General features: G+C 52.2%; 19 protein-coding genes and 1 pseudogene. 10 read left to right on the top strand and 10 right to left on the bottom strand.

Features of this window, described 5'->3' with window-relative positions; genetic code table 11:
- Positions 1-33: 33 nt before the first annotated feature.
- Positions 34-171 (bottom strand): MerR family DNA-binding transcriptional regulator, encoded by a 138-nt coding sequence (locus tag JMJ04_RS31625; protein WP_201374327.1) that lies wholly within the window; start codon positions 169-171, stop codon positions 34-36.
- 122 nt (positions 172-293) lie between these two features.
- Here JMJ04_RS31625 and JMJ04_RS31620 point away from each other — a divergent pair, with 122 nt between their 5' ends.
- Positions 294-863: a WD40 repeat domain-containing protein gene (locus JMJ04_RS31620; protein WP_307811768.1), complete on the top strand. Its 570-nt coding sequence runs from the start codon at positions 294-296 to the stop codon at positions 861-863.
- 84 nt (positions 864-947) lie between these two features.
- Here JMJ04_RS31620 and JMJ04_RS31615 read toward each other — a convergent pair whose 3' ends face one another.
- Positions 948-1367, bottom strand: coding sequence for an Lrp/AsnC family transcriptional regulator (locus JMJ04_RS31615; RefSeq protein ID WP_201374325.1), 420 nt, complete (start codon positions 1365-1367; stop codon positions 948-950).
- Positions 1368-1545: 178 nt separating this feature from the next.
- On the opposite strand from JMJ04_RS31615, the gene JMJ04_RS31610 reads away from it, so the two are divergent.
- Both JMJ04_RS31610 and JMJ04_RS31605 read left to right on the top strand, forming a co-directional pair.
- Entirely contained in the window at positions 1546-2313 is a 768-nt protein-coding gene (locus tag JMJ04_RS31610; RefSeq protein ID WP_201374324.1) for an MBL fold metallo-hydrolase, read from the top strand.
- A gap of 139 nt (positions 2314-2452) precedes the next feature.
- Entirely contained in the window at positions 2453-3718 is a 1266-nt protein-coding gene (locus JMJ04_RS31605) for an MFS transporter (RefSeq protein ID WP_201374323.1), read from the top strand.
- Between the two features lie 8 nt (positions 3719-3726).
- On the opposite strand, the gene JMJ04_RS31600 is transcribed toward JMJ04_RS31605, so the two are convergent.
- Complete coding sequence (locus tag JMJ04_RS31600; protein ID WP_201374322.1) at positions 3727-4287, bottom strand: cupin domain-containing protein; 561 nt, start codon at positions 4285-4287, stop codon at positions 3727-3729.
- Between the two features lie 167 nt (positions 4288-4454).
- On the opposite strand from JMJ04_RS31600, the gene JMJ04_RS31595 reads away from it, so the two are divergent.
- A complete protein-coding gene (locus tag JMJ04_RS31595; protein ID WP_201374321.1) occupies positions 4455-5015 on the top strand; it encodes a TetR/AcrR family transcriptional regulator in 561 nt (186 codons plus the stop codon).
- 13 nt (positions 5016-5028) lie between these two features.
- On the opposite strand, the gene JMJ04_RS31590 is transcribed toward JMJ04_RS31595, so the two are convergent.
- From JMJ04_RS31590 to JMJ04_RS31555, 7 genes and pseudogenes are all read right to left on the bottom strand, one after another.
- Positions 5029-5583: a GNAT family N-acetyltransferase gene (locus tag JMJ04_RS31590; RefSeq protein ID WP_201374320.1), complete on the bottom strand. Its 555-nt coding sequence runs from the start codon at positions 5581-5583 to the stop codon at positions 5029-5031.
- A 205-nt stretch (positions 5584-5788) separates the two neighbouring features.
- Positions 5789-6448, bottom strand: a complete 660-nt coding sequence (locus tag JMJ04_RS31585; protein ID WP_201374319.1) for an alpha/beta hydrolase — start codon at positions 6446-6448, stop codon at positions 5789-5791.
- Positions 6449-6469: 21 nt separating this feature from the next.
- Positions 6470-7443, bottom strand: a pseudogene (locus JMJ04_RS31575) (ring-cleaving dioxygenase).
- A gap of 73 nt (positions 7444-7516) precedes the next feature.
- The gene (locus JMJ04_RS31570) at positions 7517-7795 is read right to left on the bottom strand and encodes a ubiquitin carboxyl-terminal hydrolase 14 (RefSeq protein WP_201374316.1); all 279 of its coding nucleotides are present in this window, start codon (positions 7793-7795) and stop codon (positions 7517-7519) included.
- A gap of 72 nt (positions 7796-7867) precedes the next feature.
- Entirely contained in the window at positions 7868-8494 is a 627-nt protein-coding gene (wrbA, locus tag JMJ04_RS31565; RefSeq protein WP_201374315.1) for an NAD(P)H:quinone oxidoreductase, read from the bottom strand.
- A gap of 179 nt (positions 8495-8673) precedes the next feature.
- Complete coding sequence (locus JMJ04_RS31560) at positions 8674-9501, bottom strand: alpha/beta fold hydrolase (protein WP_201374314.1); 828 nt, start codon at positions 9499-9501, stop codon at positions 8674-8676.
- A 244-nt stretch (positions 9502-9745) separates the two neighbouring features.
- The gene (locus JMJ04_RS31555; protein WP_201374313.1) at positions 9746-9919 is read right to left on the bottom strand and encodes an alpha/beta hydrolase; all 174 of its coding nucleotides are present in this window, start codon (positions 9917-9919) and stop codon (positions 9746-9748) included.
- A gap of 929 nt (positions 9920-10848) precedes the next feature.
- Between JMJ04_RS31555 and JMJ04_RS31550 the strand changes: the two genes are divergently transcribed.
- The 6 genes from JMJ04_RS31550 to JMJ04_RS31525 all read left to right on the top strand — a co-directional run bounded on the left by JMJ04_RS31550 (position 10849) and on the right by JMJ04_RS31525 (position 17298).
- Positions 10849-11457 carry an HD-GYP domain-containing protein gene (locus JMJ04_RS31550; protein WP_201374312.1) on the top strand — a complete coding sequence of 203 codons (609 nt, stop codon included), beginning with the start codon at positions 10849-10851 and terminating at the stop codon, positions 11455-11457.
- Positions 11458-11683: 226 nt separating this feature from the next.
- Positions 11684-12298 carry a TetR/AcrR family transcriptional regulator gene (locus JMJ04_RS31545; RefSeq protein ID WP_201374311.1) on the top strand — a complete coding sequence of 205 codons (615 nt, stop codon included), beginning with the start codon at positions 11684-11686 and terminating at the stop codon, positions 12296-12298.
- Positions 12299-12623: 325 nt separating this feature from the next.
- Positions 12624-15368, top strand: a complete 2745-nt coding sequence (locus tag JMJ04_RS31540; protein ID WP_201374310.1) for a helix-turn-helix domain-containing protein — start codon at positions 12624-12626, stop codon at positions 15366-15368.
- Entirely contained in the window at positions 15365-15679 is a 315-nt protein-coding gene (locus tag JMJ04_RS31535) for a tetratricopeptide repeat protein (RefSeq protein ID WP_201374526.1), read from the top strand. The genes JMJ04_RS31540 and JMJ04_RS31535 overlap by 4 nt, the downstream gene beginning before the upstream one ends.
- Positions 15680-16159: 480 nt before the next feature.
- Entirely contained in the window at positions 16160-17110 is a 951-nt protein-coding gene (locus tag JMJ04_RS31530; RefSeq protein WP_236038554.1) for a ring-cleaving dioxygenase, read from the top strand.
- An 11-nt stretch (positions 17111-17121) separates the two neighbouring features.
- Positions 17122-17298, top strand: a complete 177-nt coding sequence (locus JMJ04_RS31525; RefSeq protein WP_201374309.1) for a hypothetical protein — start codon at positions 17122-17124, stop codon at positions 17296-17298.
- Positions 17299-17540: the final 242 nt, after the last annotated feature.

The following is a 17540-nucleotide window of genomic DNA, read 5'->3' as shown; positions in this document are numbered from 1 at the left end:
CAGGCGAATCAGCGTCTGGAGCCAGGAGATATCTTACTGACTATAACGGCGATGGCCGTTTGGCGCTCTCCGTACCGGCTCAATCAGCCCGATGCGTTCATAGTAGCGCAGCGTATCGCTGCTCAGTCCGGTCTGCTGAGCAACCTGTTGAATCGAAAAATTTGTTTCCATGCCCCAACTATACAACCTGGAGTGAACTCCAGGTCAAGAGGTTGGAGTGACTTTTTCTGTCCAGGAGGGGTCCCAACATTTTTTCCCTGCGTTTTTCCCGCTAAGCAAGCAACAATACCTGTATGAGAAGACAAAGAAGTATTTCGAGATGGATGCTGAGTCGAAAAATACCAAGTAGCTGGCGTGAGCCCTCCATTTCGCGTAGCAAAACCTTTTTTTCCTATTTCTCTAGAGCCCAAAGAGGTTTTCAAGGGAGCATAAGCCTCACCTACGAGGGCCATAGAGATGTAGTGAATGCGGTGGCCTGGTCTCCCGACGGCAGGCGTGTCGCATCAGGAGGAAACATGGATCATACCGTACAGGTCTGGGATGTCATCAATAGCCATAAATACCTGACGTATAGGGGTCATACTGACCAGATCAACACAGTGGCCTGGTCCCCCAATGGCAAGTATATCGCGTCGGGCAGCGATGATCATACCATGCAGATCTGGGACGCAACTACAAAAAAGACTGTCTTCACCTCTACAAACAATCTCACTAACTATTTCGCCGTGACCAAATCCGTGGCCTGGTCTCCTGATGGCAAGCTTATCGCTTCCGGCAGCAGTGATTCCACTGTACGATTCTGGGCGACCCCATACCCCCCCTTGCTTGGACTTTATTTTTCTATAGAAGAATTCGCCTCATGACCTCCGTCATTTTCTCGTCATTGTTCTTCTTTTGACCATTGAGATATCTTTGGCCAGCTTTGCTAGAGGGAGGTAGAGTCATCGCTATGGTTTGATGGTCGAGGCAATAACAACATTGAGACTATAATTGGCATAGGGGAGTAGGATATCTAAAAATTCATTGAGCGTGCCTTGATCGATCACTTCCAGTTTCAACAGATAACAGACATTCCCGCCAGCAATACGATGGCACTCACGTACCTCTTCCCTGCCCTCAATAAGCTGGAGAAAGCTCTGGTGATGATTCGTTTTCATATGCACATTTACATATGCTAGCATCCTGGGAGCGATTTTCTGCTCATCCACACGAATAGTGTAGCCGGTAATTACCCCTTCTTCTTCCAGGCGACGCACACGCTCAGCCACGGCTGGCGCGCTCATATGAACCAGCATAGCAAGCTTACGCATAGATAGGCGGCTATCTTCTCGCAAAGCCTGAACAATAGCAATATCCGTTGTGTCCATAATCATCCCATAACAACTGTTTAGCAACCATGCTCTCTTTCCTTACAAAGGGAAAGCAAAAGGTTCGCTTACTTTCCATATTTTATGTACAGAGGGCTTGAAATATCCTATTATTTTATCACAAGAGCTGTTAAACGATAGATTCGTTAGATAGATTAGCCTGAAGGAGAGGAACATAATGCAAATCCACTTTCTGCGCCACGCTACCCTGGTACTGACCATTCATAATCTCAAGATCCTGGTCGATCCAATGCTCAGCCCTCAGGGAACCATAGATCCCATTCCCAACGCAGGCAATCAGATACGCAATCCGATGGTGCCGCTACCACTCTCCGATGAGGAGTTACAACAGGCAATCAACAACCTGGACGCTGTTTTAATAACTCATACGCATCGTGACCACTGGGACCCAGCCGCACAGAACTTGCTCCCCAAAGATTTACCTCTACTCTGTCAGCCAGCAGACCAGGCTAAGCTAGAGCAGGCAGGCTTCACCCAGGTTATGCCGATAAGTGAACGCTTGAGATGGTGTGGGCTTGAGATCGACCGCACTGGAGGACAGCATGGAACAGGCGAGCTAGGTAAAATGATGGGTCCTGTCTCTGGCTTTGTATTGAAGGCCGAGGGGGAGCCAGCACTCTATATTGCGGGCGATACAATCTGGTGCTCAGACGTTGAACAGGTCCTCACACAGCACAAACCAGACGTGGTCGTTCTTAACGCCGGTGCTCCAACCTTTGTCACCGGTGGCGGCCCCATCACCATGGACGAGAACGATGTGTGCCAGGTATGCCGCAGCATTCCTGAGGCAAACATCGTAGCGGTACACATGGAAACGATCAATCACTGTCGCCTCACGCGTGCCGCATTGAGAGACAAGCTAGAGGCAGAAGAGCTGGAGAAACAAGTCTCGATTCCTCAGGACGGAGAGATCCTTACCTTCTAAATACAGTCCACCTGATGAGAGAGGGATGTAGCGATGGGGACGAGTCGTTTCCATCGCTACATCCCTCTCATTCTCTTCTTTACGCGCTTGCCCTTTGCATGATAAAGTGAGCATCAGTTGTGGAAGAAAGGACGCTCAGATGCCATTAAACATGCCAAAGAAACGCGCAGCCCTCTGGCGGAACCGCGACTACCTCTTGCTGTGGAGTGGGCAGGGCTTATCTTCTCTAGGGGACGTACTGCAAGATGTCCCCCTCCCTTTGCTCATCCTGGCGCTGACGCACTCTCCCGCCCAGGCTGGCATCGTGGCGACGCTGCAAAAGCTCCCTTTTCCTTTTCTGAGCCTACCCGCTGGCGTGCTGATTGACCGCTGGGACCGTAAGCGCGTGATGGTCATTTGTGATATCGGACGAGCGCTGGCAACGGGAAGCGTCTTCCTGGCCTACTGGCTGGGACACCTGAGCATGCCTCATATCTATCTTATGGCCCTGGTCTGTGGCGCCCTGGCAACCTTCTTCACCCTGGCCGAAACGGCCTCGCTGCCCAATGTTGTCAGCAAAGAGCACTTGCCTACTGCAATGGGACAAAATTACGCAACCTCCATTGTCACAGGCATCATCGGCGCGCCCCTGGGTGGACTGCTCTACGCGCTTTACGCGGCCCTGCCCTTTCTGCTGAATGCCCTCTCCTATCTTATTTCCGTTCTCTCGCTCTCCGCGATCAGGATACAGTTTCAGCAGGTGCGGCAGACGATGCCGCGCAACTTCCGCCAGGAAATTCAGGAGGGCGTCGCCTGGATCTGGCAGCAACCGCTGGTGCGCTTCCTGGCCTTTCGCGTCAGCGCAGGCAATATAGCCTATGGAGGGAGCACGCTCATCCTGATTGTGCTCGCACAGAACTTACATGCCTCTGCCTTCGAGATCGGCATTATCCTTACCATAGATGCCCTGGGAGGGATCGCGGCCTCCTTCTTGATCGAACCTCTACAACGACGCCTGAGCTTTACCCACATCACTATCGGCCTTGGGTGGGTTGCAGCACTCCTCTTTCCGCTCTACGCGCTCGCCCCCAATATCTTCTTGTTAGGACTCATCGGCGCCCTGATGAGCTTCGCCCTCGTCATTTTCGATGTCACGCAGTTGAGTTACCGGGCCTCGATCATTCCCGACAATATTTTCGGCCGTGTCACCAGCAGCATCCGCCTGCTGACGGTTGGTGCCATGTCGCTGGGAGCAGCCATCGCGGGCATCATGCTCCAGTTGCTTGGACCCATTAACACCGTCTATAGCTTCTCAGCTTACTTATTCGTGCTCGCCTTGCTAACAACTCTGAACAAAGATATTCGCCAGGCAGGCTCCCTAAGCGAGACAGAGATGACCCTGGAAGAAGACACGCAAGCTGGATAATATAACTCTCAATCGCGCTCATGCGTTGCCGGGGTATAGACGCCATGATAGCCACGCAAATGCCCAATAAAGGCCAGGAGCCCAAAGAGTATTCTCTGCACGATGAGTGGCGGCTTGACGAAGTGAAACTCGCGACGATATTGCCACATAATCACGGCTGCCTGTAAAAGATTGGGTATCCCCTCCGGGTTGGTCTTGCCATCCTGGGCAAGACCCAGAGTAATTTCGAGAAATTCATCTGTGTGCAGTGCTGGCCTCGTTTGCCAGATCACGCGAGTCTCGCTCGTGCCACCATTCCACATCTCATGGGTGGTACCTGCGGGAACATGAAAGATCTCGCCAGCTTGATAGGTTTTCTTTTCGCCAGCAATGATCGTGTTGATGCTCCCCTCCAGGACCTCAAAGCGCTCCTCCTGTTGGGGATGAACATGGGTTGCAGGCTTCGTTGAAGACGGGTGATAGACAGCCTCTACCTCAACCAGTTCACCTCGCGTCTCCTTCGCCGTCTTGCGAAATATAATTTTTTGTTTGCGAATAGGGTCAAAAATCATTTCCCCCACACGAACCATATCTATACGCTTCCTTTCTCTCAACTATGACAACCAACACGAACGCTGTTCACCTTACACAAGCAATATACATCCATCAATGCTTCCTTGTCAAGATGTACACTGTTAGTTATATGAGATAGGAAAAAGCTTGACATGCCATGTACAAAAAATGTACACTGTTAGTTATGGCATATACAAAGAAGATCGATCATCAAGAGCTGGTGGCCTGTGCGTGCAAGCTGGTGGAGCAGGAGGGTGTTGAGGCGCTCTCAATGCGCCGCCTGGCTCAGATATTGGACGTACAGGCCTCCTCGCTCTATAACCACTTTGCCGATAAGTCGGCACTCCTGGCTGAGGTGGCGGAAAGGGGACTCTATCGCTTGGCTGAGAAGTTGGAGCATGCCTCCGCCCTCGCACGCCCGAACCCGCGCCATCAAATAGAAGCTATGGGGCTGACCTATCGCGAGTGGGCGCTTCAACATTCTCACATTTACACTCTGCTATTCATGGGCGCGCCACCCCTGGAGGGCGATGCCCCTCCCTCTGCGGCTGCGACCTTCGCGCCTATGCTCGCAGCCACAGCCCAGTTGGTAGGAGAAGACCAGGCAGAGGCCGCGACGCAGGCCGTCTGGGCCTTTATCCACGGCTTCGTCACACTTGAACTGACGGGGCACATGCAGCGCTGCCTCCCGGCCGAAGGCTTTACGCTTGGGCTAACTTGCCTCGTTCAAGGCCTGGGACGCTAATCACACCTCTTTCTTAAGACTTCCACGCGCCCACGAGCATGCCATACACGATCATGTCATGCGCCTTGCCATTAAGCCATTCGGCCTGGCGCAGAATTCCCTCTTGCGCGAAACCAAGCCTCTCTGGCACGGCCCGACTCTTCTTGTTACCAGCGGCGGCATGAATTTCAACCTTGTTGAGACCATACTCCTCGAAGGCATAGGTGGTAAGCGCCTTCACAGCCCTGGTGATAATTCCCTTGCCCTGCATATCTTTATCCAGCCAGTAGCCAATCTCCGCCACGCGCCTCTCCCAGCTCATCCTGGGGAAACCGATTGAACCAACCATTTGCCCCCTATACCAGAGGTTGGTTGGCAGCCCTACTCCACCCGCGAACTGCTGCATGCTGCCTCGCATATATGAACTTATGACTTCAGGCGTCTGCTTGAAGGCCGCCCAGGGCATCCACTCCCGCAAGTGCTCGATGTTGCGCACCACCAGGGCATGATACTCATCCACATACCGCTGCTCATTCAAGCGTAACTCGATTTCATCATCCACACGAATACAGAGAGAGAGTTTACTCATTCTTTTTCCTTTTTATCTATATAGCCAGGCCATGAGCAGGGTGTTTGCTTGACTCCTCGCACCTGCGACGCTCGCCCTGGTGAGTAGTATGGTGTGCCTGGACAGCCTCAGGCTGTCCAGGCACACCATACTACTCTCAAGCATACCATATCATTACAGGACAAGGGCAATCGCATCTTCATGAGTCTCTTCCCTTCTCCTTTTCTCAAATTGCCGCCATCATGGCTTGCACAACGTGTATCTCATCCTGGTTGATGGTATGGCCCATGTTGGGATACAAGTGTGCCGTTACCTGTCCTCCCATCCGTTGCAGCACTTGAGCGGAATATTCAACCCGTTCTTTGGGAATATGGAAATCCCTATCACTACAGCCGAGAAACATGGGGGTCCCATCGAACGAGCCGAGATAGTTTCGCGGCGCGCCATCCGGCCCGATGAGTCCACCACTCAAGCCCGCCACACCACCATAGCGCCTGGCATTACGGGCCGCAAACTCAAGGGCCAGACAGGCACCTTGTGAAAAACCTAAGAGGATGGTCCGTTCAGGTTTAATGCCTGCATCCGCTACTTGAGTCAGCAGAGATGCAATGGCTGCCAGGGCGGAAGTAAGACCAGGCTCATTGCTGGCAAGAGGTGCAAGAAAACTATTGGGATACCACGAATAACCAGCGGCCTGTGGTGCAAGATAGCTAAAACCAGGCTGGTGTAGCTCGCTCGTCAGACTCAGGATATCTTCTGCTGATGCACCACGTCCATGGAGCATGATCATAACTGCTTTTGCCTGCTTAAGCGGCAAACCCGCAACAAGTACAGGCTGCCCCTGGTGTGGCCCGGTCACGTTATTCAAATGATGAAGCTGCTCCATTCAATATCTCCTTCCACCCGATTACTCGTTATTGCTCCTGCCAGCATTCTCCACTGGCACATGAAGCGGGGGCAATACATTCTCGATCTGTGAACGACTTGATTCTAACCAGGGGGGAAGCTTGAGGTGCGTTCCGAGCTGCTCGATCGACTCATCAATGGCAAAGCCGGGAGGATCAGTCGCAATTTCAAACAGGACGCCCCCTGGTTCGTGAAAGTAGATCGAGCGGAAGTACTGGCGGTCCAACACTGGCGTCACATCGCCGTCCTGACCTAACAGATGCTCTCGCCAGGCAAGTTGATGGGCGTCATCCTCGGTGCGCCAGGCCACATGATGCACGGTGCCCACTGCTATTCTCCCGCGTGGCTGATTGGACAACTCCAACACATCGACGCGGGTGCCTGGGCCGCCTGGGCCGACTTCGTATCTGAAGCGGTTCCCTTCTTGTTGCAAGGGACGAAAACCGAGCGCTTCAGTGAGCAGAGTGGCTGTTGGCTCGGATGGGCCTCTGCCAGTGTAATACTGGCGAAGCCTCGAATGGCATACGCTTGTGGAACGGGCCCATGTCTCCAGCCGTGGCGGAGGTTCGCCTCGCGGGAGGCTACCAACTCCAGGGAGAGGCCGTGTGGATCAAGAAAGGAAATCACCTGCTCCTGGAAACGAGCGGCTTGCCCCGTGATCGTCACCCCCTGGTGAGATAAACGGCCGATCCAATAGTCGAGCGCATCTGCCGGGATAGCCAGGGAAATGTCTACAATCTGGCCAGTTCCTCTGCGCCCTCGCGGCGCTTCCGGCCAGGGAAAGAACGTCAGAATCGTGCCAGGTGTTCCTGTTTCATCTCCATAGTAGAGATGATAGGTGCCTGGATCATCAAAATTCACCGTTTGCTTGACCAGGCGTTGTCCCAACACATGAGTATAAAAATCCACATTTGCCTGGGGATCTCCCACGATGGCTGTGAGATGATGAATGCCCGTCAGAACGTTGTGTTCCATATGTTCCTCCCAAATGCCCTGCTACCTGACATTAGGTAACCGAGAGCTCTGCTCTTCATGATGTTACGTCTGATCATTCTTCTGCGTCCGCGAATTCGAAAACCACCTCGTCGACATAACACCAACCCCAATTCTCTCCCGGTTCGAGCGACGCAATGAGTGGATGGGTTGTGGTGTGAAAGTGCCTGGTCGCATGTTTATTTTTTGAGGAATCACAGCAACCAACATGTCCACACGAAAGGCAGAGGCGCAGATGCACCCATGTGTCTCCCGTTTTCAAACACTCCTCACATCCATTTGCACTCGGTGTGACTTCCTGTATTTGCTCCAAATGTGTACACTGCTTTGCCATATGCTTGCCTTCTCCAGTTCATTTTTCAGCGATGCTACAAAGGACGATCAGCACTAGATGCCTTCTACTTTCTCAGTGAGCAACTAGAGCCAGGCCACTTGCAAAATGCGCCGCAACCTCAGCAACGCGCCGGCCCTGGAAGCGGGCGGCCGCTAGCGCTATCTCATCAGGTGGTACTGAGCCATTATTCGAGGTATACGAAACCCCATAGGGATTGCCAACCTGGAACTGCACAGGATCAAGATAGCCGGGAGAAACGATAATCGCACCCCAGTGGTAGAAAACATTATTCAGGGCGGTAATGGTTGTTTCCTGTCCACCATGCGCGGTGCCTGAACTACTGAAGCTCGACGCGATCTTGTTAGCGAGTTTGCCCTGTGACCAGAGCTTACCTGTGCGATCAATAAACTGTTTCAACTGAGCGGCAGGCAGACCAAAACGGGTTGGCGTGCCAAATATGATGGCATCAGCCCACTCGAGGTCCGCAAGCGTTGCCGTCGCGATATGCTGCGTCATTTTTCGATGTGCGGCCCAGCCCTGGTTTGTTGCAATCGCCTCTTTCGGAGCCAGTTCCTCGACTTCTCGTAGACGTGTGTGGGCACCTGCGCCTTTTGCGCCTTCTTCCACAGCCAGAGCCAACTGGTAGGTTGACCCGGTCGCGCTATAGTAAATGATTGCTACCTTGACCTCCGTTGACATGGACATTTTCCTCCTTGTTGTATGCCAAATGCAAGAGTCGGTTGTATTGGCCAGTTTGCTTAATTGGTTCATACCATCGTTGAACTCAGATGGGTTTTCGCATCCTTGAGATGCTCATGTGAGATACAAGCACCAGAGGTATGCCAGTTAGCAATCAACCGGCATACCCCTATCTTTACTTAGGACTTCAAGAAGCCTAACAGGTCGGTATTGAATTTCTCTTTATGCGTGGTGGTAAGACCATGACTCGCGCCTGGGTAGACCTTAAGGGTTGCGCCCTTGACAAGCTTTGAGGAGAGAAGAGCAGAGTCTGCGATTGGTACGATCTGGTCATCATCCCCGTGAATAATCAGGGTCGGTACGTCAATCTTCTTGAGGTCCTCCGTGAGATCTGTCTCGGAGAAAGCCTTGATGCAGTCAAATGCTGCCTTGAGGCCAACCTGCATCGACCAGAGCCAGAACATGTCACGCACACCCTGCGAAACCTGGGAGCCTGATCGATTGGCTCCATAGAAGGCCGCGCTGAGATCCTTGTAGAATTGTGAGCGGTCCGTGACGACGCCAGTGCGAATTTGATTAAACACTTCGATGGGCAGGCCGCCTGGATTGGCTTCTGTCTTGAGCATCAGTGGCGGTACCGCGCCAACAAGCACGACCTTGGCGACGCGCGAGGTGCCATGCCGACCAACGTAGTGAGTGATCTCGCCACCACCGGTGGAATGCCCGACCAACACCACGTCTTTGAGATCGAGCGTCTCGATGAGCTCGGCCAGGTCGTCAGCGTAGGTATCCATGTTATTACCATCCCAGGGCTGGCTGGAGCGTCCATGGCCGCGACGATCATGGGCGATGGCGCGATAGCCATGGGAGGCCACGAAGAGCAGCTGGTCGTCCCAGGCATCGGCGTTCAGAGGCCAGCCATGACTAAAGACGACGGGCTGACCCGTGCCCCAATCCTTGTAAAAGATAGTAGTGCCATCTTTTGTGGTGATCGTGTTCGTACTCATAGCGTGAATTTCTCCTTAATCGTGTTGGAAAATGACATATTTCATATCTATTTCAACTGCCTCCTGGCTCCACAACGTCGTTCATTGAATGCCGCTCACAGTGTGGCATTCAACAATGCAAAGAATCTCTACTGATAGATTCATTTCGGACATAAGCACGCATTGCAAGCGGACAGGCATCGTTTTTCTGGCTTACTTCGTAGCCGCGCCAGCCTTCGCCGTGGCCTGAATCAGCTGGAACAGATCAAAAGGAATGAGAGACGATTGACACATAGCTTGAGACGACCGAAATGGTCGTGGCCTTCATACGATTGGCGAGCATCTGTTGCGTCTCTGGCGGGATGATGCGATCGTTCTGCGAGAGCAGATACCATGTTGGCAGGCTCTTCCAGGCCACAGCGGCCGTTTTAAAGAGCACGCCGGCGGCTCGCTTTGATGGCTGCAAACGACAGGGGCAACATACCTTTGGGTGGCGCCGGGTGGAAGCTAGGTAAGGTAGCCTCGCGGCTCGAAATAGCTGATTAGCTTTCCCCAACTTCGTGGTGCCAACCAAGCGCCATGCACGAAGACAATTGTGTCACCCATGCGATTTTTCTCCTTCCTATGGTTCTTATTTGCTGGAGGCACATCTGGCATCCCTCATTTCTACAATGAAGAGCATACCTGATTGCTGAGCATTTTTATCGATCTTCATAGATCGCTTAGCAGTCGTTTTACCTGTGTAGGGAGGCGACCTGCATGTTATGCAGTCAATACACAAAAGTTCTTCTTTGCAACTTCATGGTTAGTGAGATATATTCAGGTGCCACAATGCATATTGATGAGGTGGCGATTAAAGAGTATGAGGGAAAGCGCGGTTTCGTTAGCATTCTTGTTGAATTTTCATAATGCAGAGATGCAATTTTTTATATGTTCACTCAGAAAGCAGGTTCTAGGCGCCAAAAGCAATCCTGGACGTGGTATCCTGTGAAAAAGTTATTTTTGCTTCTTTCCTCCCCTGCTTTTTCTTTTTAGAAAAGCTCTTCTATTATCGATAAATTGACAATACCCTTCACAAGCAGTTTTTTTGGCGCTGAGCACCCTCTTACCCGCAATACGCGCGAAAAGCTACAAACTGTGCTACAAGCGTTAGCTTCAACAGAAAATAACTGAGCAGCAGAATTGTCTTAGAATGAACTATATGCCGAGCTATGAGCGTGTTGGAAAAGAGTTAGACAAGAGAGGTGTCGCCATATGATGGTCACGCGATGGCTACTCGATAGGTAACGATCTCTGATAGGCGCACTTTTTCACGTACCATATGAAGGAACTCACAATCACGTGTGAAGAAAAAGGAAAAACAGCACCATGCATATACTCACGACCCAGCCTCCTCTTAGGAGAGGGCAACTCAATAGACAAGATGTATCTCGCCTCTCTCTCAAAGTGCTTCACTGGTATCAGGGCGCGTTGGCTGGACACTCCTATCGGGCAAAGTTCCTGGCGGAAGCTGTGGCCCGCCAGTTGCGGCGAAATGAACGCGAGATATATCTGCTCGGTGTAGCCGCACTGCTACATGATATAGGGAAAATCGCCATCCCCTCTGCTCTACTTAACAAGCCTGGTTCACTCACAGAACAGGAATGGGCAATTATGCGACTCCATCCCATGATTGGCTCTTGCTTGCTAGAGAAGGCGGGAGGGATCTGGTCATCGATTGCCCCGTTTGTACTGGCCCATCACGAGCGCTGGGACGGGTTAGGCTATCCTTATGGATTAGCGGGAGAAGCTATTCCCCTGGAGGCGCGCATTCTTGCTGTTGTAGATTCCTATACCGCTATGACGGAGCAGAGGCCCTATCGATCAGCGCTTTCACCAGCCGAAGCTCGGGCGGAAATAAGACGTTGTACTGGTAGAGCATACGACCCTCGGGTGGCTAACGTCTTTCTTGCTCTTCTCCCCCAGGATGATGCTTAAGTGCTCCCGAATTATTTACTAAGTCGGCGGGACCAATCCCGGATCCTATGAAGAAGCGCCAGGATAACGGGTGGATTGAGACACATTTCTGGAAAGCGAACCCAAGAGAAGCATTCAGTCAATATTCATCCTTCAGCGGAAGAAATTCAGGTCATCAGGGCCCTACAATGGGCTGTTTGCACCAATCCATGGAAGATAGCTTGGCAGACATACCAGGAGAGAACATATGGAAGCACCTTCTGAAACGCGAGTACGCATTCTAACCGCTTTTTTAAAGCTCAGCGCCGAGCGGGGTATAGAAGCTACTACGACCCGTGCGATTGCAGCTGAGGCTGACGTCAATGAGGTGACAATCTTTCGCCTCTTTAAGGATAAGGCGACGCTGATTCACGCAGTCTATCAACACTTTGCACCTGGACGCCGCATTGCTGCCTATCGCGTTGCTATTGATGCATCTCATACTACACGGGCCGCCACGGGATTGCGGACGTGCCTGACCTTTGTATGGGATTGCCTGGATGAGTATCCCCAGTTGTGGCTTATCGGAATAGGTGCGTATTGGTGTTATCCCACGTTGCGTGAAGAACTGGCATTTCATCCCCAGGCAGCTCGTAACCTCATTGAGCAGGCTTTAAGCCAGGCTGAGCCCATGCTACGTTCCGAGGTCGATCTACCAACCACGGCAATGAGTTTACTGGGACTCCTCCAAGGAATGATCTCCTGGCGATATTATGGTTGGCTCGCTCTAACAGCAGAGGAGCGCCAGCGTAGACTCGAAGCAGCAATTCAGCCATTATTCCAGGACCCATCAACGTTTGCGACACATACCGAAGAGAGGTAAGCGCCTCTCTTTTCTCTCCTTTCCCCCCAAAAACTCTTCTCGCAAGAAATTGCTTCTCCCATGCTGCCCAGGCTTAGGAAGCCCCTCTGTGATGCAAGTATACGCTTGCTTCTCTGGTTGGACTTGTGGTACGATACTTTAGAGAAAAATACAGAGAAGCGCCCCACACATTCCCCAGGTACTTTTGAAGATCTGTCCCTACTCCATAGGTGTGAAACCAGAACAATGACGTTCTTTCTCAAAAGAGGCCAGGCCAACGCAGCTTGTTTTGTTCACGATACATATACTCTGGATAGCTGAAGGAAGAAGGCGAGGAGGAGACTCCATGGCAAGAAATGAGCGTTTACGGCGGCAGCGCATTCTGCGCAATTGGCGACAGCAAGACGTAGCAGACGAGTTAGGAACGGCAGTGATCACGATTCAGCGCTGGGAACGTGGTATTCAGCAACCGAGCGCCTATTACAGTGTCAGGCTTTGTTCCCTCTTTGGCCTGAGTGCTCAGGAACTGGGACTCGTGGAAGAGGATGCATCGTCTTCGGAGCCTGAGATCGTGGAGGCCTCACCTTCAGAGAAGACGCCCGTCAGCGACTTGGCGATCTGGACGGTTCCCTATGCCCGCAATCCTCATTTTACTGGGCGGGAGGATCTGCTCAGCACCCTGGAGCAGCGCTTCGCCCTTCCAGGAGCCGATCGTTCCACGGGTCTGCGGCACGTCGCGTTGACGCAAGCCCAGGCGATCAAGGGATTGGGAGGCATCGGCAAAACGCAAACGGCCATCGAATATGCCTATCGCTCGCGCCAGCAGGGACGGTACCACGATGTCCTCTGGATCACGGCAGTCAGCGAAGAAACCCTTCTGACCAGTTTTGTCGAATTGGGCCGCCTCTTACCAGAGGTGGTCAGTGCGGAGGAAACGGATCAACGCAAGATTGTCTCGGCCATTCTGCGCTGGCTGGAACAACGCACGCAGCCCTGGTTAATGATCTTTGATAACGCGGACGATCTGGAGATGGCGCACCCCTATTTCCCGCGTCAGGGCCAGGGGCATCTGCTGATCACCACACGGGCCAGCGCGGTCGGAGCCTTTGACTCTTCGCTCGAAGTCGAAACCATGGGAACCATTGAAGGGGCTTCACTCTTGCTGCGCCGGACGCATCTGTTGGAGTCGGCGACGCCTGAGGAGATGGACGAGGCCATGAATATTGTGATTGCGCTCGGGCATTTCCCTCTGGCTATTGATCAGGCCGGGGCATATATTGAAGAGGCTGGTTGCGGGCTTCAGTCCTATCTCCAGATTTACCAGACTCATCGCCATGCCTTGCTCAAACAACGGGGAAAGCAGATGACGGGCTATCCTGATTCGGTGGCCACCACCTGGTCGCTCTCCTTTGAGCAGGTTGCACGCACCCATCCAGCAGCGACTGAACTGTTGCAGTTATGCGCTGTTCTGGCTCCTGATCACATTCCAGAAGAACTGCTGCGGGAAGGCGCTCCCTACTGGCCTGAACAGTTGCGCGAGGCCGCGTCTGATCTCTTCTCCTTCAATCAGCTCCTGAAAACTTTGCTGGACTTTTCCCTGATCAAACGGCTCTCGAAAGATCGCATAGTGAGCGTCCATCGCCTGGTTCAGGCGGTCCAGTGGGATCGCATGGACACACAGACGCAACGGGATTGGAGTGAACGGGTGGTCAAAGCGGTCGAGATGATCTTTCCTCAGGACCCGACCAGAGTGGAATTCTGGCCTCAATGTCAGCGCTACCTGGAACAGGTGCAGGCTTGTGACGCACTGGTCCAGCAACAGAACCTGCAACTCCCAGAAGCAGCGGATGTGCTGTTGCGCGCGGGGAGCTATTTCTTTGAACACCAAATGTTTAGTCAGGCAGAAATCCAGTACCAGCGAGCGCTCACCCTGCGCGAAAGTTACTGGGGAGCAGAACATTTCCTCACCGGCTACAACCTGGAATATATGGCGGTCCTGCAACGCAATAATGGCAATTACGCGCAAGCGGAAGTGTTATTTGAGCGGGCGCTGGCTATTCGCGAGCACCAGTTGGGACCAGACCCTCTGGAAGATGCGGCCAGCCTATGCAGGTTGGCCGAGTTCTGCCTAGCCCAGCAAAAATATCCCCTGGGGGAAACGCTGGCTCGCCAGGCTCTGGTCATCTATGAACGGCAATGGGGAGCAGACCATCTCGACACCACTAACGCCAGGCACACGCTGGCCAGCTTGATTGAGCGACAGGGACATTACGATAAAACAGAAGCCATGCATCGCCAAAACCTGGCTATTCGCGAGCGCGAGCTTGGGCCAGAACATCCTCTGACTACCAGAGTTCTGAATAATCTGGGCATTCTTTATTCTCACCAAGGACGCGACGAAGAGGCAGAACTGTGTTATAAGCGGGTGCTGGCTAGCCGCCAGAAACAACTGGGTCCATCCCATTTTCAGACAGCAACGGCTATCTTTAATCTCTCGTGCGTGTACATCGATCAAGGCCGTTATCAGGAGGCAGAGCCATTTGCCCGGCAAGCCCTAGCCCTCTATGAGCAGCATCTTGGACGGCAACATATGCAAACGGCGGATTGTTTAAGCGCGCTGGCTACGGTCTTGCTACACCAGGGCTCCCTGGAGCAGGCAGAGGCCTTGCTTCAGGAAGCTTTGGAACTCCATGAAAAACATCTGGGTCCTGTTTTTCCTCATGTGGGGGATGATCTCACCACGCTAGGTATTCTCTACCGCAAACAGGACAGGTATGCCGAGGCTGAGCCTCTCTTTCAGCGAGCCCTGGAGATTAACGCGCAAACGTTTGCAGACGTGGACCCCCAGGTCGCCAGAAATCTCTATCAGTTCGCGCTCTTGCAAGAAGCTCAAGGAAAGGATGAACAGGCATATAATCTCTATACACAGGCACTGGATGGCTGCATCCAGGGTGGGCGCTTCACCCATGCCCTCACGCTTGATATTCGCCAGCACTTGGTGGCCCTGCTCATGAAATATGGAGAAGCCGAAGCCCTTCATATCCTGGAGGAACAGCTTGGGCCTGAACATGTTGATATGGCAAGACTCTGAACCATCTTGCGAACCTCTACAATAATCAAGGAAGATATGTAGAAGCCGAGCCTCTCTACCTGCGCGCCTTGCGTATTCGTGAGCAACAATTGGGACCTGAGAGTGAAGGCATCGCTCAGATCCTGCACGATTTTGCCGGATTCTGGCAAGTTCAGGGGCATCTCCAGGAGGCGGTACGTCTGTATCAACAGGCCTTGCTTATCCGTGAGCACGTGCTTGGGGCAGATCATCCTATGACTGTCGTGACCTGTAACTATCTCCAGGAGGAGCTGCTCGCATTACATCAGTTAAAAGGCGCTACCATGCAATAAACCCTATGCTTGCATTTATGGTAGGACATCACTAAACGGTGGAGGAGCATAAGATCCCCTTTCATCACGAAAAAAGATGAGACGAGGTATTGTCGACTTGGTCAAAAGATGTAGAGCTTATATGCGAGAAAAAGGATCTCAAAGCAGGAATTGCGCCCTTTTTTAGGCTCTGGTTGCTGAAGAAGCGTGGCTCAACTGGTCTAGAAGTGGAGATAGCTTTTATCAACAGAATTGTTTAAGTTGACAAACCTGGTTTTTCGCATGCTTTCAGGATAAACGGGCAAAGCGCTGCATGCTCCTGCTAAAACGATAGCTAGACGATAGGTAATGTTCTTTAAGAAAGAAACATCTGAAGATATACTCTCTATAGTAAGAGAAAGGCATTCGGAATCGGCTTTAGAACCGATATGGCTCTTCTCCAGAGAGAAAGAATCGAGTAATCTCCCTGAGATATTTCATACCCGAAAAGTGCAGGAAAAAATGATGCAAAACAGTCTTCTCGGTATCCATCATGTCACAGCGATTACGAGCAATGCCCAACGCAATATCGATTTCTATACTGGCTTCCTTGGATTACGGCTGATCAAAGTGACCGTCAATTTTGATGATCCCAGTGCTTATCACCTGTACTATGGAGATAGTGTGGGACACCCGGGTACGATCATAACCTTCTTTGCCTGGCCTGGAGCCCCCCGTGGGCGGCAAGGAACAGGACAGATTAACGCTACTGCTTTCGCGATTCCTCGGTCTTCTCTCGGCTATTGGATTGGTCGCTTGATCGAATATGGCATTCAGTATAAAGGACCCACCACTCGCTTTGATGAACAGGTAATCTCACTCCGTGATCCAGATGGATTGGTTGTGGAACTCGTCGCACGTCCTGATATTCAGGAATGTCTCGGTTGGGAGAGTCAGGCGATCCCTGCCGAACATTCTATTCGCGGTTTCGCGGGAGTCACGATCTGGGAAGATGATTATGAGCAGACGAATCATGTCTTGAGCGACATTCTAGGCTTTCGATTGATTGCTGAAAAACAGAATGTGTTTCGCTACGAATTTGGAGCAGAGGCAAACAGAGCGAGACTCGATGTGCGTCATACCGCAGGCTTCTGGCGTGGGGAGGTTGCAGCGGGAACGGTGCACCATGTCGCACTACGTGTTGCGACGGATGAAGGCCAGCAAGCATGGCACGACATGCTCATTGGAAACGATCTCAACGTTACATCTATACGGGATCGTAAGTATTTCCACTCCATATACTTTCCTGAACCTGGTGGTGTGCTCTTTGAGATCGCTACCGATCTCCCAGGCTTTACCATTGATGAGTCGGCTGAGCGCCTGGGAACGCAACTCCAGCTACCGTCCTGGCTCGAGGCTCAACGTTCAGAGATAGAACGTGTATTACCACCACTCCATTGGCCATCAGCATAAGGAGAAGCGGCATGGCCAGAGAGATTGAGGTTTTGGACAGAGGGCTAGAGTTCGCCCTGTCCGATCCCTTTGTAGCTGAGGAAGAGAATTGCGACGAGGATGAACGCGAGCAGGACGCCAAGCAGGCCAATGGCGATGTTGCCAATATCTATGTTGTCGATGCCGCCCCAAATGAAGATCAGGCATAGGACAGATCCCAGGACGAGCACGCGAGCGGTGCGGAGTTTCACAATGCTTCCTCTTCTTCTCATGCGGAAACCGACCCTCATTCTACAGGCATGTCCTCATTCGACTGCGGCACCGCTCTTGTAGCTGACACTCGGATTAACTTTTCGATACGCCGACATGTCGACATGCCGACACAGCCCTTTTTTAGGCAAAAGCGCGTCAAGTTGCCATGATAGCAAAATCGACATTCTCTTACTGTGAC

Source organism: Ktedonobacter robiniae (assembly GCF_016587375.1).
In the GTDB taxonomy this organism is placed as follows: Bacteria; Chloroflexota; Ktedonobacteria; order Ktedonobacterales; family Ktedonobacteraceae; genus Ktedonobacter; species Ktedonobacter robiniae.
Note: the sequence above shows the minus strand (reverse complement) of the source record. Positions and strands in the feature narration are given on the sequence as shown.

What these genes read in the sequence shown, in the direction of transcription:
- JMJ04_RS31540 (WP_201374310.1), top strand. Translation starts at nt 12,624, where the DNA reads ATGGCAAGAAATGAGCGTTTACGGCGGCAGCGCATTCTGCGCAATTGG.
- JMJ04_RS31620 (WP_307811768.1), top strand. Translation starts at nt 294, where the DNA reads ATGAGAAGACAAAGAAGTATTTCGAGATGGATGCTGAGTCGAAAAATA.
- JMJ04_RS31525 (WP_201374309.1), top strand. Translation starts at nt 17,122, where the DNA reads ATGGCCAGAGAGATTGAGGTTTTGGACAGAGGGCTAGAGTTCGCCCTG.
- JMJ04_RS31545 (WP_201374311.1), top strand. Translation starts at nt 11,684, where the DNA reads ATGGAAGCACCTTCTGAAACGCGAGTACGCATTCTAACCGCTTTTTTA.
- JMJ04_RS31615 (WP_201374325.1), bottom strand. Translation starts at nt 1,367, where the DNA reads ATGGACACAACGGATATTGCTATTGTTCAGGCTTTGCGAGAAGATAGC.
- JMJ04_RS31530 (WP_236038554.1), top strand. Translation starts at nt 16,160, where the DNA reads ATGATGCAAAACAGTCTTCTCGGTATCCATCATGTCACAGCGATTACG.
- JMJ04_RS31595 (WP_201374321.1), top strand. Translation starts at nt 4,455, where the DNA reads ATGGCATATACAAAGAAGATCGATCATCAAGAGCTGGTGGCCTGTGCG.
- JMJ04_RS31600 (WP_201374322.1), bottom strand. Translation starts at nt 4,287, where the DNA reads ATGGTTCGTGTGGGGGAAATGATTTTTGACCCTATTCGCAAACAAAAA.
- JMJ04_RS31625 (WP_201374327.1), bottom strand. Translation starts at nt 171, where the DNA reads ATGGAAACAAATTTTTCGATTCAACAGGTTGCTCAGCAGACCGGACTG.
- JMJ04_RS31605 (WP_201374323.1), top strand. Translation starts at nt 2,453, where the DNA reads ATGCCATTAAACATGCCAAAGAAACGCGCAGCCCTCTGGCGGAACCGC.
- JMJ04_RS31570 (WP_201374316.1), bottom strand. Translation starts at nt 7,795, where the DNA reads ATGGCAAAGCAGTGTACACATTTGGAGCAAATACAGGAAGTCACACCG.
- JMJ04_RS31585 (WP_201374319.1), bottom strand. Translation starts at nt 6,448, where the DNA reads ATGGAGCAGCTTCATCATTTGAATAACGTGACCGGGCCACACCAGGGG.
- JMJ04_RS31590 (WP_201374320.1), bottom strand. Translation starts at nt 5,583, where the DNA reads ATGAGTAAACTCTCTCTCTGTATTCGTGTGGATGATGAAATCGAGTTA.
- JMJ04_RS31610 (WP_201374324.1), top strand. Translation starts at nt 1,546, where the DNA reads ATGCAAATCCACTTTCTGCGCCACGCTACCCTGGTACTGACCATTCAT.
- wrbA (WP_201374315.1), bottom strand. Translation starts at nt 8,494, where the DNA reads ATGTCAACGGAGGTCAAGGTAGCAATCATTTACTATAGCGCGACCGGG.
- JMJ04_RS31560 (WP_201374314.1), bottom strand. Translation starts at nt 9,501, where the DNA reads ATGAGTACGAACACGATCACCACAAAAGATGGCACTACTATCTTTTAC.
- JMJ04_RS31550 (WP_201374312.1), top strand. Translation starts at nt 10,849, where the DNA reads ATGCATATACTCACGACCCAGCCTCCTCTTAGGAGAGGGCAACTCAAT.